The sequence below is a fragment of the Streptomyces sp. NPDC054975 genome, from assembly GCF_053609105.1.
Genome location: NZ_JBSGWV010000066.1, coordinates 1 through 15,344 on the forward strand (window position 1 = coordinate 1; position 15,344 = coordinate 15,344).

11 protein-coding genes are annotated in these 15,344 nt (G+C 72.6%); 5 read left to right on the forward strand and 6 right to left on the reverse strand.

Annotation, left to right across the window (positions count from 1 at the left end; translation table 11 throughout):
- The first annotated feature begins 33 nt into the window (after positions 1–33).
- The 3 genes from ACWF79_RS32020 to pulA all read left to right on the forward strand — a co-directional run bounded on the left by ACWF79_RS32020 (position 34) and on the right by pulA (position 8,382).
- A complete protein-coding gene (locus tag ACWF79_RS32020; protein WP_453731689.1) occupies positions 34–1,119 on the forward strand; it encodes a LacI family DNA-binding transcriptional regulator in 1,086 nt (361 codons plus the stop codon).
- A 122-nt stretch (positions 1,120–1,241) separates the two neighbouring features.
- The gene (locus ACWF79_RS32025) at positions 1,242–2,945 is read left to right on the forward strand and encodes a carbohydrate-binding module family 20 domain-containing protein (RefSeq protein ID WP_453731690.1); all 1,704 of its coding nucleotides are present in this window, start codon (positions 1,242–1,244) and stop codon (positions 2,943–2,945) included.
- Between the two features lie 118 nt (positions 2,946–3,063).
- Positions 3,064–8,382, forward strand: coding sequence for a pullulanase-type alpha-1,6-glucosidase (pulA, locus tag ACWF79_RS32030; RefSeq protein WP_453731712.1), 5,319 nt, complete (start codon positions 3,064–3,066; stop codon positions 8,380–8,382).
- On the opposite strand, the gene ACWF79_RS32035 is transcribed toward pulA, so the two are convergent.
- Both ACWF79_RS32035 and ACWF79_RS32040 read right to left on the reverse strand, forming a co-directional pair.
- Complete coding sequence (locus tag ACWF79_RS32035; RefSeq protein WP_453731691.1) at positions 8,369–8,878, reverse strand: N-acetyltransferase family protein; 510 nt, start codon at positions 8,876–8,878, stop codon at positions 8,369–8,371. The genes pulA and ACWF79_RS32035 overlap by 14 nt on opposite strands.
- Positions 8,875–9,594: a TetR/AcrR family transcriptional regulator gene (locus ACWF79_RS32040; protein ID WP_453731692.1), complete on the reverse strand. Its 720-nt coding sequence runs from the start codon at positions 9,592–9,594 to the stop codon at positions 8,875–8,877. The genes ACWF79_RS32035 and ACWF79_RS32040 overlap by 4 nt, the downstream gene beginning before the upstream one ends.
- Positions 9,595–9,632: 38 nt before the next feature.
- On the opposite strand from ACWF79_RS32040, the gene ACWF79_RS32045 reads away from it, so the two are divergent.
- On the forward strand, positions 9,633–9,899 hold the full coding sequence (locus ACWF79_RS32045; RefSeq protein ID WP_384515586.1) for a hypothetical protein: 267 nt from the start codon (positions 9,633–9,635) through the stop codon (positions 9,897–9,899).
- Positions 9,900–9,924: 25 nt separating this feature from the next.
- Here the strand turns inward: ACWF79_RS32045 and ACWF79_RS32050 are convergent, their stop codons facing one another.
- The 4 genes from ACWF79_RS32050 to ACWF79_RS32065 form a co-directional block, all read right to left on the reverse strand.
- A complete protein-coding gene (locus ACWF79_RS32050) occupies positions 9,925–10,983 on the reverse strand; it encodes a PDR/VanB family oxidoreductase (protein WP_453731713.1) in 1,059 nt (352 codons plus the stop codon).
- Positions 10,980–11,864 carry a metal-dependent hydrolase gene (locus tag ACWF79_RS32055; protein WP_453731693.1) on the reverse strand — a complete coding sequence of 295 codons (885 nt, stop codon included), beginning with the start codon at positions 11,862–11,864 and terminating at the stop codon, positions 10,980–10,982. Before ACWF79_RS32055 ends, ACWF79_RS32050 begins: the two co-directional genes overlap by 4 nt.
- A 114-nt stretch (positions 11,865–11,978) precedes the next feature.
- Entirely contained in the window at positions 11,979–13,919 is a 1,941-nt protein-coding gene (locus ACWF79_RS32060) for a hypothetical protein (protein ID WP_453731714.1), read from the reverse strand.
- Positions 13,920–13,977: 58 nt separating this feature from the next.
- Positions 13,978–14,778, reverse strand: coding sequence for a tyrosine-protein phosphatase (locus ACWF79_RS32065; RefSeq protein ID WP_453731694.1), 801 nt, complete (start codon positions 14,776–14,778; stop codon positions 13,978–13,980).
- A 155-nt stretch (positions 14,779–14,933) separates the two neighbouring features.
- Here ACWF79_RS32065 and ACWF79_RS32070 point away from each other — a divergent pair.
- Positions 14,934–15,344, forward strand: a 411-nt coding sequence (locus ACWF79_RS32070; RefSeq protein ID WP_453731695.1) for a hypothetical protein, incomplete at its 3' end; no start/stop codon positions are given.

Below are 15,344 nucleotides of genomic sequence, written 5' to 3' on the forward strand. Positions count from 1 at the left end.
TGGCGTCGTGGCGCTGCCCCCCCACCCCCCGGTGTGGGGGGGGGTGTCACACCCCCCCGGCGGGGGGGCGCGGGTACCGCCCCCCCGCGGCTCGCGGACATCGCGGCCCAGTCGGGGGTCAGCGAGGCCACGGTCAGCCGCGTCCTCAACGGCAAGGCGGGCGTGGCCGGCGGGACCCGGCACCGCGTCCTGGCCGCGCTCGACGTGCTCGGCTACGAGCGTCCCGTACGGCTGAAACGACGGAGCGCCGGCCTGGTCGGCCTGGTCGTGCCCGAGTTGACCAACCCGATCTTCCCCGCGTTCGCCCAGGTCATCGAGCAGGTCCTGGCCGGGCACGGGTACACCCCGGTGCTCTGCACCCAGATGCCGGGCGGGGCCACCGAGGACGAGCTGGTCGAGCAGCTGGAGGAGCGCGGGGTCACGGGCATCATCTTCCTCTCCGGGCTGCACGCGGACGCCTCCGCCGACCCGGAGCGGTACGTCCGACTGGCAGCGCGAGGCGTCCCGTTCGTCCTCATCAACGGCTACAACGAGCGGGTCGACGCCAACTTCGTCTCGCCCGACGACCGGGCGGCGGCGCGGATGGCCGTACGCCACCTCGTCGAGCTGGGCCACGAACGGATCGGCCTGGCGACGGGTCCGACGCGTTACGTCCCCTCGCGCCGCAAGGCGGAGGGCTTCGCGGCCGAGCTGCACGCGGCGCTCGGCCTGGAGCGGGCGGAGGCCGAACGGTACATCCGGCCGACGCTGTTCGGCGTCGAGGGCGGGCACGCGGCGGCCGACATCCTGCTCGACGAGGGCTGCACCGGGATCGTGTGCGGCTCCGACCTGATGGCGCTCGGCGCGATCCGCGCCGTGCGCGCGCGGGGTCTCGACGTGCCCCGTGACGTGTCGGTGGTGGGCTTCGACGACTCGCCGCTGATCGCCTTCACCGACCCGCCGCTGACCACCGTGCGCCAGCCCGTCCAGGCCATGGCGACGGCGGCGGTGGGCGCGCTCCTGGAGGAGGTGGAGGGCAACCCCGTGCAGCGCACGGAGTTCGTCTTCCAGCCGGAGCTGGTGGTACGCGGCTCCACGGCGCAGCCTCCGGCCGGGCCCTCGCTGCAACTCCTTGCGTAATCCCTTCCATCGAGGGGTCCAAAGGGTTGACCCCGCCTCAGGGCGCTCGTACGGTCACGGCTGAAAACAGTTGCTGTCATTTTCGGCAACTTCTTGCGACAGGGACGTCGTCAGGAGGAATCATGGCCAGAAAGACCGTGGCCGCTGCACTCGCCTTGGTGGCGGGAGCCGCTGTGGCCGTCACGGCGCCGCCCGCCCCGGCGCAGGCGGCAGCACCCGGCCCGAAGGACGTCACCGCGGTGATGTTCGAGTGGAAGTTCGCCTCGGTGGCCAAGGCCTGTACGGACCAGCTCGGTCCGGCCGGCTACGGCTACGTACAGGTCTCGCCGCCCCAGGAACGGATCCAGGGCTCGACCTGGTGGACCGCGTACCAGCCCGTCAGCTACAAGATCGCCGGGCCGCTGGGTGACCGCGCCGCCTTCAAGGCCATGGTCGACACCTGCCACGCGGCGGGCGTGAAGGTCGTCGCGGACACCGTCATCAACCACATGGCGAACGCGTCGGGCACGGGAACGGGCGGGACCTCGTTCTCCAAGTACGACTACCCGGGCCTGTACTCGGGCGCCGACATGGACGACTGCCGGGCCACGATCTCGAACTACCAGGACCGGGGCAACGTCCAGAACTGCGAGCTCGTCGGCCTCCCGGACCTCGACACCGGCGAGGACTGGGTGCGCGGCCGGATCGCCGCGTACATGAACGACCTGCTCTCGCTCGGCGTGGACGGCTTCCGTGTCGACGCGGCCAAGCACATGCCGGCGGCGGACCTCGCGAACATCAAGTCGCGGCTGAGCAACCCGGGCGTCTACTGGAAGCAGGAGGCGATATTCGGGGCCGGTGAGGCGGTCTCGCCGAGCGAGTACCTGGGGAACGGGGACGTGCAGGAGTTCCGCTACGCGCGGGACCTGAAGCGCGTCTTCGGCTCGGAGAAGCTGTCGTACCTGAGCAACTTCGGCGAGTCCTGGGGCTACATGCCGTCCGGCTCGTCCGGCGTCTTCGTGGACAACCACGACACCGAGCGCGGCGGCGACACCCTCAACTACAAGAACGGCGCGACCTACACCCTGGCGAGCGTCTTCATGCTGGCCTGGCCCTACGGCTCCCCGGACGTCCACTCCGGCTACGAGTGGTCGGACAAGGACGCGGGCGCGCCGGGCGGTGGCCAGGTCAACGCCTGCTACACCGACGGCTGGAAGTGCCAGCACGCGTGGCGCGAGATCGCCTCGATGGTGGGCTTCCGCAACGCCACGCGCGGCACGGCGGTCGGCAACTGGTGGGACAACGGCAACAACGCGATCGCGTTCGGGCGGGGGGACAAGGGGTACGTGGCGATCAACCACGAGTCCTCGTCGCTGACCCGCACGTTCCAGACCGGGCTGCCGGCCGGCACGTACTGCGACGTCCAGTCGAACACGGCCGTGACGGTGAACGCGGCAGGTCAGTTCACCGCGACGCTGGCATCGAACACGGCGCTGGCCCTGCACGTGAACGCGAAGAGCTGCGGCGGCGGCACGACGACCCCGCCGCCGACCGCCACCGGCGCTTCCTTCAACGTCACCGCCACCACGGTCTCCGGCCAGAACATCTACGTGACCGGCAACCGCGCGGAGCTGGGCAACTGGTCCCCGTCCGCGGCCCTGAAGCTGGACCCGGCCTCGTACCCGGTCTGGAAGCTCGACGTCTCCCTCCCGGCCGGCACGGCCTTCGAGTACAAGTACGTCCGCAAGGACGCGGCCGGAAACGTGACCTGGGAGTCGGGCGCCAACCGCACCGCGACGGTCCCCGCCTCCGGCCGGATCGTCCTGAACGACACCTTCCGCAGCTGACCGCTCCTCTCCGCAGGGCCGCCCCGCCGGGGCGGCCCCCCTTCCCGTACCTCCAGGGAGAACCTCCGTGATACGCAAGAGAACGGCGGCCGCCGTGGCCACCGCCCTGTGCGCGGCGATGGTGCCCGCCCTCCCGGCCGCGGCCGCGCCGCCGCCACCGCCTCCGCCGTCCGACCGGGCGCTCGCCGCGCAGCCCGCCCGTCACGACCTCACCCGGGAGCAGTTCTACTTCGTCCTCCCCGACCGCTTCGCCAACGGCGACCCCGCCAACGACCGCGGCAGGCTCACCGGAAGCCGGCTCGACACCGGGTTCGACCCCGCGGACAAGGGGTTCTACCAAGGCGGTGACCTCAAGGGGCTGACCCAGAAGCTCGACTACATCAAGGGCCTCGGCACGACCGCCATCTGGCTCGCGCCGATCTTCAAGAACCAGCCCGTGCAGGGCACCGGCAAGGACGCAAGCGCCGGCTACCACGGCTACTGGATCACCGACTTCACCCAGGTCGACCCCCACTTCGGCACCAACGCCGACCTGGAGAAGCTCATCGACAAGGCCCACGCCAAGGGCATGAAGGTCTTCTTCGACGTCATCACCAACCACACCGCCGACGTCGTCGACTACCAGGAGAAGAGCTACAACTACCTCTCCAAGGGCGCCTTCCCGTACCTGACGAAGGACGGCGTCCCCTTCGACGACCGCGCGGCCGCGGCCGACGGAACGTTCCCCCGCGTCGACACCGACTCCTTCCCCCGTACCCCCGTCGTCCCCGCCGCCAAGAAGAACCTCAAGGTTCCCTCCTGGCTCAACGACCCGACGATGTACCACAACCGGGGCGACTCGACCTTCGCCGGCGAGTCCTCCCAGTACGGCGACTTCGTCGGCCTGGACGACCTGTGGACCGAGCGCCCCGAGGTCGTCGAGGGGATGGAGAAGATCTACCAGCGCTGGGTCCGCGACTTCGACATCGACGGCTTCCGCATCGACACCGTCAAGCACGTCGACACCGCGTTCTGGACCCAGTGGGCCACCGCCCTCGACGAGTACGCGGCCAAGCGCGGACGCGACGACTTCTTCATGTTCGGCGAGGTGTACTCCGCCGACCCGGCGGTCACCGCCCCGTACGTCACCGAGGGCCGCCTCGACGCCACCCTCGACTTCCCCTTCCAGGACGCCGCGCGCGCCTTCGCCTCCCAGGGCGCGGGAGCCGACAAGCTGGCGAACCTCTTCGCCCAGGACTACCGCTACACCACCGACAAGGCCAACGCCTACGAGTCGGTGCCCTTCCTCGGCAACCACGACATGGGCCGCTTCGGCACCTTCCTCAAGCAGGACAACCCCAAGGCCGGCGACGCCGAACTCCTCCAGCGCAGCCGGCTCGCCAACGAGCTGATGTTCCTCAGCCGCGGCAACCCCGTCGTCTACTACGGCGACGAGCAGGGCTACACCGGCGCCGGCGGCGACAAGGACGCCCGCCAGACCCTCTTCGCGTCGAAGACCGCCGACTACCTGGACGACGACCAGCTCGGCACCGACCGCACCCACGCCACCGACGCGTACGACCCGGGCCACCCCCTCTACCGCCAGATCGCCGCGCTCTCCGCGCTCACCAAGAAACACCCCGCGCTGCGCGACGGCGTCCAGGAGCAGCGCCTCGCCCAGGGGTCCGTCTACGCCTTCTCCCGTACCGACACCCGTACGAAGGCCGAGTACCTCGTCGCCGTCAACAGCTCCACCGACGCGAAGACCGTCGAGATCCCCACCGGCTCCGCCGGCATGCCGTTCTCCGCGATCCACGGCGGTGACGCCCGCGTCACCAGCGGCACCGACACCACCGTCAAGGTGACCGTCCCCGCCCTCGGCTCCCTCGTCCTCAAGGCCGAGAAGCCGCTCGGCGCGCCCGCCGCCACGCCCACGATCACCCTCAAGGCCCCCGCCGCCGGGGCGACCGGCACCGTCGAGCTCACCGCCGACGTCGACGGCGGGCAGCTCAACCGCGTCGTCTTCGCCGCCCAGACCGGCGCCGGGAAGTGGCAGGTCCTCGGCTCCGCCGACCACGCGCCGTACAAGGTCACCCAGAAGGTCACCGCCCCCGCCGGAACCGCCTTGCGTTACAAGGCCGTCGTCGTCGACAGCGCCGGCCGCACCGCGAGCGCGACCGCCGCGACGACCAGCGGGGCCCCGGCCGTCGAGCAGCCGCCGACCGCCACCCAGCGCGACTACGCGATCGTCCACTACAAGCGCCCGGCCGGGGACTACGCCGACTGGGGCCTGTACACCTGGGGCGACATCGCCGACGGCGAAGGCACCACCTGGCCCGCCGGAAAGCCCTTCACCGGCCGTGACGCGTACGGCGCCTTCGCCTACGTCAAGCTCAAGCCCGGCGCCTCCTCGGTCGGCTTCATCGCCGTGAACAAGGACGGCGTCAAGGACACCGACGCCGACCGCACCATCGACCTCTCCCGTACCGGCGAGGTCTGGATCGAGCAGGGCAAGGGCGAGGTGCTCAACGCCGCGCCCGAGGGCGCCTACCCGCCGCAGGACACGACGAAGGCCGTCCTGCACCACAAGCGGGCCGACGGCAACTACGACGGCTGGGGTCTGCACACCTGGACCGGCGCCGCCGCTCCCACCGACTGGAGCAAGCCGCTGGAGCCGGTCCGCGTCGACAGCTACGGAGCGGTCTACGAAGTCCCGCTCGCGGCCGGTGCCACCTCCCTCAGCTACATCCTGCACAAGGGCGACGAGAAGGACCTGCCCTCCGACCAGTCCCTCGACCTGAAGGCGAACGGCCACGAGGTCTGGCTGCTCGCCGGCCAGGAGAAGTACCTCCTGCCGCAGCCCAAGGGCGGCGGCGCCGCCCTCGACCTCACCAAGGCCCAGGCCGTCTGGATCGACGACACCACCCTCGCCTGGAACGGCAGCGACGCCGCCGCCTCCAGCGTCCTGCTCTCCTCCCGCGACGGCTCGATCGCCGTCAAGGACGGGGCCCTCACCGGGAACCGCCAGGTCCTGCGCCTGAGCCCGACGCGGCTGACCGACGCCCAGAAGGCCGCCTTCCCGCACCTGAAGTCGTACGGCGCCTTCACCGTCGACCCGCGCGACCGGGACAGGGTCCGCGAGGCCCTCAAGGGCCAGCTCGTCGCCGCCCAGTACGCGGCGAACGGCGCCGTCCTGACCGCCACGGGCGTCCAGCTCGCCGGGGTCCTCGACGACCTGTACGGGGCGAAGGCGACCGGGGCCGCTCTCGGCCCGGTCTTCAGCGGCGGCCGGCCGACGCTCTCCCTCTGGGCGCCCACCGCCCGGTCCGTCTCGCTCGAACTCGACGGCAAGGCCGTGCCCATGCGCCGCGACGACGCCTCCGGCGTCTGGTCGGTCACCGGCACGCGCGCGTGGACCGGAAAGCCGTACCGGTACGTGGTGAAGGTCTGGGCCCCGAGCGTCCAGCGCCTCGTCACCAACAAGGTCACCGACCCCTACGCCACCGCCCTGACCGCCGACTCGACCCACAGCCTCGTCGTCGACCTCGCCGACCCCCGGCTCGCCCCGCAGGGCTGGACCGGCCTGAAGAAGCCCGCGGCCGTACCGCTGCGCGACGCCCAGATCCAGGAACTCCACGTCCGCGACTTCTCGATCGCGGACACCACGGCCGTCCCGGCCCACAAGGGCACCTACCTCGCCTTCACCGACACCGGCAGCAAGGGCTCTCAGCACCTGAAGGCGCTCGCCGCCTCCGGCACCTCCTACGTCCACCTGCTCCCGGCGTTCGACATCGGCACCATCCCCGAGAAGAAGTCCGCGCAGACCGAGCCGGCCTGTGACCTGAAGGTCTACGCCCCCGACTCCGAGGAGCAGCAGGCCTGCGTGGCCGCCGCCGCGGCCAAGGACGCCTACAACTGGGGCTACGACCCGCTGCACTACACCGTTCCCGAGGGCTCCTACGCCACCGACCCCGACGGCACCCGCCGCACGGTCGAGTTCCGCGAGATGGTCAAGGCCCTCAACGGTGCCGGGCTGCGCACGGTCATGGACGTGGTCTACAACCACACCGTGGCGAGCGGCCAGGCCGACAAGTCGGTCCTCGACAAGATCGTGCCCGGCTACTACCAGCGCCTCCAGGCCGACGGCTCCGTCGCCACCTCCACCTGCTGCGCCAACACCGCGCCCGAGAACGCCATGATGGGCAAGCTCGTCGTGGACTCGGTCGTCACCTGGGCCAAGCAGTACAAGGTGGACGGCTTCCGCTTCGACCTCATGGGACACCACCCCAAGGAGAACATCCTCGCCGTCCGCAAGGCCCTGGACGCCCTGACCGTCGCGAAGGACGGCGTCGACGGCAAGGCGATCGTCCTCTACGGCGAGGGCTGGAACTTCGGCGAGATCGCCGACGACGCCCGCTTCGTCCAGGCCACCCAGAAGAACATGGCCGGCACCGGGATCGCGACCTTCTCCGACCGGGCCCGTGACGCCGTGCGCGGCGGCGGCCCCTTCGACGAGGACCCCGGCGTCCAGGGCTTCGCCTCCGGCCTGTTCACGGACCCCAACTCCTCGGCCGCCAACGGCACTCCGGAGCAGCAGAAGGCCCGCCTCCTCCACTACCAGGACCTGATCAAGGTCGGGCTGAGCGGCAACCTCGCCGACTACACCTTCACCGACACCTCCGGCCGTACGGTCAAGGGCAGCCAGGTCGACTACAACGGCGCCCCCGCGGGCTACGCGGCCGCGCCGGGTGACGCCCTCGCGTACGCCGACGCCCACGACAACGAGACCCTGTACGACGCGCTCGCCTTCAAGCTCCCGGCGACCACGTCGGCCACCGACCGGTCCAGGGCCCAGGTCCTCGCCATGGCGACGGCGACGCTCTCCCAGGGCCCCGCGCTCTCCCAGGCGGGCTCGGACCTGCTGCGCTCCAAGTCGCTCGACCGCAACTCGTACGACAGCGGCGACTGGTTCAACGCGATCCACTGGGACTGCCGGGACGGCAACGGCTTCGGCCGCGGCCTGCCGCCGGCGGCCGACAACAAGCCCAAGTGGTCCTTCGGGAAGCCGCTGCTCACCGCCCCGGCGCTGACCGTCGGCTGCGCGCAGATCGAGGGCGCCTCGGCCGCCTACCGGGACCTGCAGAGGATCCGTACGACCGAGCCCGCCTTCTCCCTGGCCACCACCGGGCAGGTGCAGGACGCCCTGTCCTTCCCGCTGTCCGGCACCGGCGAGACCCCCGGCGTGATCACCATGCGCCTCGGTGACCTGGTCGTCGTCTTCAACGCCACCCCGCAGCAGCAGCCCCAGCGGATCGCCGCCCTGGCCGGCAAGGGCTACGCCCTCCACCCCCTCCAGGCGGCGGGCGCGGACGCCACGGTGAAGTCGGCGTCCTACGAGGCGGCGTCGGGCACCTTCACGGTCCCGGCGCGCACGGTGGCCGTCTTCAAGGCCGGGTGAGCGCCTTCTCCAACAGCGTGACCCCGTAACGCGTGCCGTCGGCGGCGAGCTTTCCCGGCTCCTCGCCGACGACTCCGTAGCCCGCGGCTTCGTAGTACGTACGGAGCCGCGGGTTGCTCGACACACAGTCCAACCGGGCCACACCCCGGCCGCCGGCCGCGATCCGCTCCTCCGCGTGCGCGAGGAGCGCGCGTCCGGCGCCGGCGGGGGCGGCCTCCCGGTCGGTCATCAACCGGTGGACGTACCCCGCTGTCGGCGGCTGCGGGCCCCACGCCTGCTCGTCGTCCCACCACAGTTCGTACGCCCCGACGGCCCGGCCGGCCGCGTCGTTCATGAGCCAGACCTCGCCGGCCGCCATCCGCGCCCGGAAGTGCTCGGGGCTCTTGTCGCCCGGCTTCCACTGGTCGATCCCGTGGTGGACCATCCACCGCGCGGCGCGGTCGAAGAGCCCCACCAGAAGGCCGAGATCGGTCTCGTCCGCCCGTCGGAAGATCACGCGTGCGCTCCGCCCTGTACCGGAACCCGGGGCACCAGCGTCATGAGTCGGCCGACCAGCTCGCCGAACGGGCCGTCCACCGGCTCGTCGGCGAGGATCCGGATCAGGATGTCCGCCATCTCCGTGTCGTACGCGGCGCTCACCGCGGCCAGCGCCGCGAAGTCGTGCACGAGCTGAAGCTCCAGCTCCGCGCGCGGCACCCGGCGCCCGTCGAGCCAGATCAGCGCCGTCGACTCGGCCAGCGAGACCCAGGAGCGGACGACCAGTTCGAGCCGGGCCGAGGGGGTCCCGACCTCCAGGTGCGCCAGGATCTGCTCGTAGGCCGCCTGCCGCACCTCGTCGATCATCGCGTTGGTGGTGGACGAACCCACCGCGGGGCCGCCCCGCATCAGCGCCGCGAAACCCGGGCCGTGGTCGTCGACGAAGTCGAAGAAGCGGCCCATCACGCGCAGCAGCCGCGCGCCCAGCGGACCCTGCGGCGGCTCGAGGAAGCGGGCGGCCAGCTCGTCCGCCGCCCGGCGCAGCGCCGCCTCGTACAGACTCTGCTTGCCGGGGAAGTAGTGGTAGACCAGCGGCCGCGAGATCCCCGCGGCCGCGGCGATCTCGTCGATGGAGACCTCGTCGGGAGAGCGGTGGCTGAACAGCTCCAGAGCCACCCCGATCAGCTGCTGCTTGCGCTCCTCGACGCCCATCCTGCGGCGCACTCCGGTCGTCATGCGAACAGCCTAACGGGCGTCCGTTACGCTCCCACGACATGAGCACCTCCGGTTTGAGCCCGAAGCAGGCCCGCCAACTGCGGATAGCGGCCGCCTCCGTTCTGCTGGTCGCCATGGCCGTGGTCCTGGCGGTCCGGCTCGCCAGCCGTACCTCCGTGCTGGTGGTCGGCGTGTACGGCCTGGCGATGATCCTCTGCGGCGTCGTGATCGAGCTCTCCCGCAACGGGCGCACGCGCCTGGGCACCTGGCTCCTGGTGGGCGGCCTCGCGGCCGCGCTCGCCTTCGACTGGCTGATCCTGCCGTGACCATGACCTGGCCCGTCCGCCGGCCCTAGAGGTCGAGAACCAGCCGTTCTCCGGCGCACCGAGAGACGCAGATCAGCATCGAACCGGCCCGCTCCGCGTCCGTGAGGAGCTCGTCCTGGTGGTCGATCTCGCCCTCCAGGACGCGCTGTTGGCAGGTGCCGCAGAAGCCCTGCTCGCAGGAGTACGCGACGCCGGGCACCGCGCCCCGGACGGCGGCGAGCACCGACTGGTCCGGTGCCACCGTCAACGTACGCCCGGAGCGGCGCAGTTCGACCTCGAACGGGCTGCCGCCTGCCGTGGCCGCGGGGGAGAAGCGCTCCAGGTGCGGCGTCCGCCCCTCGGGCAGCGCGGCGGTCACCGCGTCCCTCAGGGCCTCCGGGCCGCAGCAGTACACCTCCGTCTCCTCGGGGATCCCGGCGAGGAAGCCCAGCTCCGGGCGGCCTTCCTCGTCCTCGGCGACCACCGTCACCCGGCCGCCCCCGAGCTTCTCGATCTCGGCGAGGAACGGCAGCGTCGCGCGGCTGCGCCCGCAGTACAGCAGCTTCCATTCGGCGCCCGCCGCCTCCGCCGCGCGCACCATCGGCAGGACGGGCGTGATGCCGATACCGCCCGCCACGAAGACGTACGTGGGCGCGTCGACGAGCGGGAACCGGTTGCGCGGCCCTCGGACCTCAATCTCCGTGCCCACATGGAGCTGTTGGTGCACCTCGCGCGAGCCGCCCCGGCCGTCCTCCACGAGGCGGGCCGCCACGGTGTACGCGTCGGTCTCGGCCGGGTCGCCGCACAGCGAGTACTGGCGTACGAGCCCGGAGGGCAGCACCAGGTCGACGTGGGCGCCGGGCTGCCAGGCGGGCAGGCCCGTGCCTTCGAGCCGGAGCCGGACCACGCCCTCGGCGGGCTCGGTGCGCTCGGTGACGACGACCTTGCGGGTGACGGTCGCGAGCCGGCCACGGCCCGACACCGGCTCGTCGAGGGTGGGCATCGGCCAGAGCGGGGCGGCGTTGATCCGGCGGCGCATGGCCCGCTTGGCGAGGACCGCGGCCCCGGCGATCAGGACGACGGTGAGCGGACGGGGCATGGTCAGCGGCCTCCGTTGGCGCCGGGGGAGGCGGCCAGGTACGCGACGGCCTGGGCGGTGTCCCCCTCTTGGGAGGGGTGGTAGTCCCGGCTCAGGTAGCGCGGGATGGAGCGCAGCATGTCGGGCGTGGACGGCAGCACGCCCTCGCGGCCCTTGCGCACGAGCTGGCCGACGGAGGCCCTGCCGTTGATCAGGGTGGGGTCGTTCTCCATGAAGAAGCGGGCGCCGCGCTGCCAGAGGAAGACCAGCGCCGTGAAGGCGGCGGCCCACGTGCGGGCACGGCGCCGGTAGCCGCCGTCGAGGTGCATGAACAGCTCGAAGGCGACGGAGCGGTGCTCGACCTCCTCGGCACCGTGCCAGCGCAGCAGGTCCAGCATCGTCGGGTCCGCGCCCCGCCGGTCCAACTCCTCGGCGTTCAGGACCCAGTTGCCCAGGAAGGCGGTGTAGTGCTCGATGGCGGCGATCAGCGCGACCCGCTCCATCAGCCACCAGCGGCGCGGCCGGCCCGGCGGCAGGGTCCGGTCGCCGAGCAGCTTCTCGAAGAACCAGTCGACCTGGGCGGTGTACGGGGTGGGGTCCAGGCCGAGCTTCTTGAGGTGCGGGAGCACGTCGTCGTGGGCCTGGGAGTGGACGGCCTCCTGGCCGATGAAGCCGATGACGTCGGTACGCAGCCGGTCGTCGGTGATGAAGGGGAGCACCTGCTTGTAGACGTGCACGAACCACCGCTCACCGGCCGGGAGCAGCAGGTGCAGCACGTTGATGGTGTGGGTGGTGAACGGGTCGCCGGGAACCCAGTGGAGCGGGGTCTCCTCCCAGTCGAAGGAGACCTTGCGGGCCTTGAGTTCGATGTGCTCCGACGCCACCGGTGCAGGCTGCGTATTAGACATGCCGTCAATGTACTGAGGGGTAAGCAGTTGGCAACAGGGTCGTGCACGAGATTTCACACGGCCGCCGGCCGCCCCTGACGCGCCGCGGCGGACGGGCGCCCGACGCCCCCTGACTCACCGCAGCGCGCCCACCCGCGTCCCGTTCCGCAGGGTGCCGTCGAGGTCGGCGCGGGCGCCCGCCTTCGCGCGGACCGCGAGCAGGCGGTCCTCCGCCTCGCCCTTCGCCCCGCCCGTGGTCCGCAGGGACACGAAGCCCTCGCTGCCCGCCGCCAGGACGTACCAGTGCCCGCTCTTCGCCTGCCATAGCACGCCCGCGAGGACCCGGGGCTCGCGCACCCCGCACGCGGGAGACTCCTCCGCCTGCGCCACCACGGCCGCCGCCACCCCCGGCGCCGGGACCTGGAACTGGGCGAGGACCCGGCTCCCCGTGCCCCGCCAGGTCTCCGCCCGCGCGCACACCCAGGCCGCCCGGCCCCCGTCCTCCGGCAGCCGCTGCTCGGCGAACGGCCACGCGTTCACCGAGCGCACCCCGTGCGAACGGACCGCCGTCAGCCGGCACGCCGCCCGCGCCCACAGCTCCCGCGCCGCCTGTCCCGTCACGTCCCGCGGCGCCGACGGCGGCCCCGAGGTCAGCCGGGCCGGGGCCAGCTCGCCCAGGTCGGCGAGGAGCCGCACGCCCGTCGCGTCCCGCACCTGGAGCGTGTTCCACGCCGTGCACCCCCGTGCCTGCGCCGGGCTGAGCAGCGGCTCCGTCACCCCGTGCGCGTCGCGCACCAGCCGCCAGGGCTCCTCGGCCGGTGCCATCAGGTCCCGTACGGCCGTCTCCCGCACCCAAGGCGCCGTCAGATAGCGCACGTTGGCCGTCGTGCGGGAGAGTACGAGCGCCGCCGAGCCCACCACGTCCGCCCCGTCCGTCCGCGCGAAGTCGAGCGCGGCCCCCGCCGTCCCGGCCAACGGCTCCGCGTACCGCACCGCCCGCAGCCCGTCGTGGAACAGCACCACCCGCGACCCGTCGACCACGCCCGCGTACAGCAGCTGCGGAGCGCCCATCGGCGGGCCCACCGGCGTCCCCGGCGTCGCGGAGGACCGTACGGAACTTCCGGGCCTGGCCCACACCGCGAGCGCCCGCCGCAGCAGCGGCCGGTCGTCCACCAGGCCGCCCCTGGCCGGCCACACCGAGAAGTCCGTCCGCGCCGAGGCCTCCCAGAACCCGGCCGGGACGCGTCTCAGCTTCCCCGGGTCGAGTGCCGCCTCGGCCGCCGGATTGCGCGCGTACGACGGCGCCGCGGCGCCGCCGGGCCCCCAGCCGCCGCCGGGCAGCCCGAGCAGCGTCCCGCACACCAGCACGGCGGCCAGCGCGGCGAGCGCCGCCCGGCCGTGCTGACGGCGGCGCATCAGGTCCGGCGGCCGGACCTGCAGCGAACACGGATCGAACTCGGGCGAGTCCAGGAGGCCTGCCGTGCCGATCCCCAGCGCCGCGGGCACCGCGTCCGCCTCCTTGAGCGCCGCCCGCGCCACCGGCCCCGAGACCCCGGCCGCCGCGAGCACCCGCAGCACCTCAGGGTCCCCCTGCCGCTCCAGGCCCCGCAGCACGTACGCCGCGCGCGCGGGGCCGGAGAGGGCGGAGAGCCGCTGGTCCAGGGCCAGTTCGTCGGCACCGCCCGCGCGCGGGAACACCCGCAGCCCCCACACCTGCGGCAGCAGCGGCGGGAACTGCGCCCGCCGGGGCAGCGCCCGGCGCAGCAGCGGCAGCCCCGCGATCAGCGCCTGCCGCAGCACCTCGCCCCGCACGTACGCGTACCCCGGGTCGACGGCGTCCTCGGCCCGGCGCGCTCCCGGGATCCCGGCACGGGACGTCCGACGGCGCGGCAGGGCGCCCTGGACGAGCGCGTGCGCGGTCAGAACCCGCCGGTTGCGGCCGAGCGAGGGCGGCAGCACGAGGTACGCGATCCGGACAAGGCGCGGGTAGTGCTCCACGAGCGCCGCCTCGGCCTGTTCGACATCGATCGGATCGAGGGGAGAGGTGTCGAGTTCCTGGGTGCTCACATTCAGCAGAACGAGCGAATGGTGCGATGGTCACCACGGAGGGGCGCCCCCGGGGGTGCCCTGCGGCTCAGGCCTCGTACACCGTCAGCCGCTCACGGATCACGTCCGTCACCTCGTCGGGGACGCCGAGCCCGTCCCGTACGTACGCCTCCATCGAGCCGTGCCGGACCGCCACCTCGTCGAGCGCCGCCGTCAGGTACTCCGGCACGACCCCGATCAGGGCGAGCGCCAGGTCCGGGTCGCCACCTTGCGCCGTGAACCCCTCGATCATCGGTGCGAACGCCTGCCGCACCGCCGGATTGACCGACAGGTACTCCGCCATGACCGTCTTCTCGTCCGCGCCGAGCAGCGTCAGCACGATCGTCGTCGCCCAGCCGGTCCGGTCCTTGCCTGCCGTGCAGTGGAAGAGCAGCGGACCGCCGCGCGGGTCGCCGAGCTCGGTGAGGAACGCCCGGTAGGCGAGGCGGGCGGAGTCGGTCGACACGAAGGCCCGGTACGTCCGCAGGAAGGCCTCGTGGGCCCGGCCCCCGCCGAGGGCCTGCTCGGCCAGCATGGGGTTGGTGAGCAGGGACTTCAGTTTGGCGGCGGGCGGCAGCCCGCTGGAGGCCAGATGGTCGGCGAGCACGTCCGCGAGGAGCAGCCGCCCGCCCGGCGGTACGCGGTCGGGCCGGTCCGCGCGCTCGGGCGCGGTACGGAAGTCGACGACGGTACGGATGCCGAGCGCGGCCACGGCGGCCTCGGTGGGGTCGAGCCGGTCGAGCTGCGCGGAGCGGAAGAGCCGGCCCGAGCGGACGCTGCGGCCCCGGCCGAGGGGGAGGGTGCCCAGGTCACGGAGGTTGGCGACGGTGGTGGCGGGGATGGCGGGCAAGGCGTCGACTCCTCCGTAGCGGTACGACAGCGGTGGGGCGGCAGTAGGTCAGCGGTACGTCATCGGTACATCATCCGGTCATACCCCACCAAACCGTAACCGATCGGATTCCGCCCACTCCGGCGCGGCCGGGCGGGCAGGATGGGCGGATGCTGATGCGTACGCGACGAACGGCAGCGGTGGCCGCGATCCTGCTCGCCCTCGCGGCGTGCGAGTCCACGCCCGCGCCGGATGAGGCGAGTGGCAGCCTGGAGGAGATCGCGGAGCGGGCCGGCTGCGCCCCGGACGTGCAGACGGACGCGTCGGAGTTGCGCCAGACGAGCTGCGCGACGGACGACGGTACGTACGTCCTGACCACCTTCGCGACCGACCGGGGACTGCGCGAGTGGCTCAACCAGGCCAAGGACTACGGCGGTTCGTATCTCGTCGGCCGCAAGTGGGCGGTGTCGGGCGAGGCGGCGACGGTGGAGCGGGTACGGCTGCGGGGGGGGGGGGGGGGGGGGCACACCGCCGCCCCCGGGCCCCAAACCCCGGGGACCCCCGGGCGCCCCCAGCGGGCGGGCCGC

Bases quoted from the DNA above. Each gene is read 5' to 3' on its own strand.
- ACWF79_RS32045 (WP_384515586.1), top strand. From the start codon at position 9,633: ATGAGCACCTCCGGTTTGAGCCCGAAGCAGGCCCGCCAACTGCGGATA.
- ACWF79_RS32025 (WP_453731690.1), top strand. From the start codon at position 1,242: ATGGCCAGAAAGACCGTGGCCGCTGCACTCGCCTTGGTGGCGGGAGCC.
- pulA (WP_453731712.1), top strand. From the start codon at position 3,064: ATGGTGCCCGCCCTCCCGGCCGCGGCCGCGCCGCCGCCACCGCCTCCG.
- ACWF79_RS32055 (WP_453731693.1), bottom strand. From the start codon at position 11,864: ATGTCTAATACGCAGCCTGCACCGGTGGCGTCGGAGCACATCGAACTC.
- ACWF79_RS32040 (WP_453731692.1), bottom strand. From the start codon at position 9,594: ATGACGACCGGAGTGCGCCGCAGGATGGGCGTCGAGGAGCGCAAGCAG.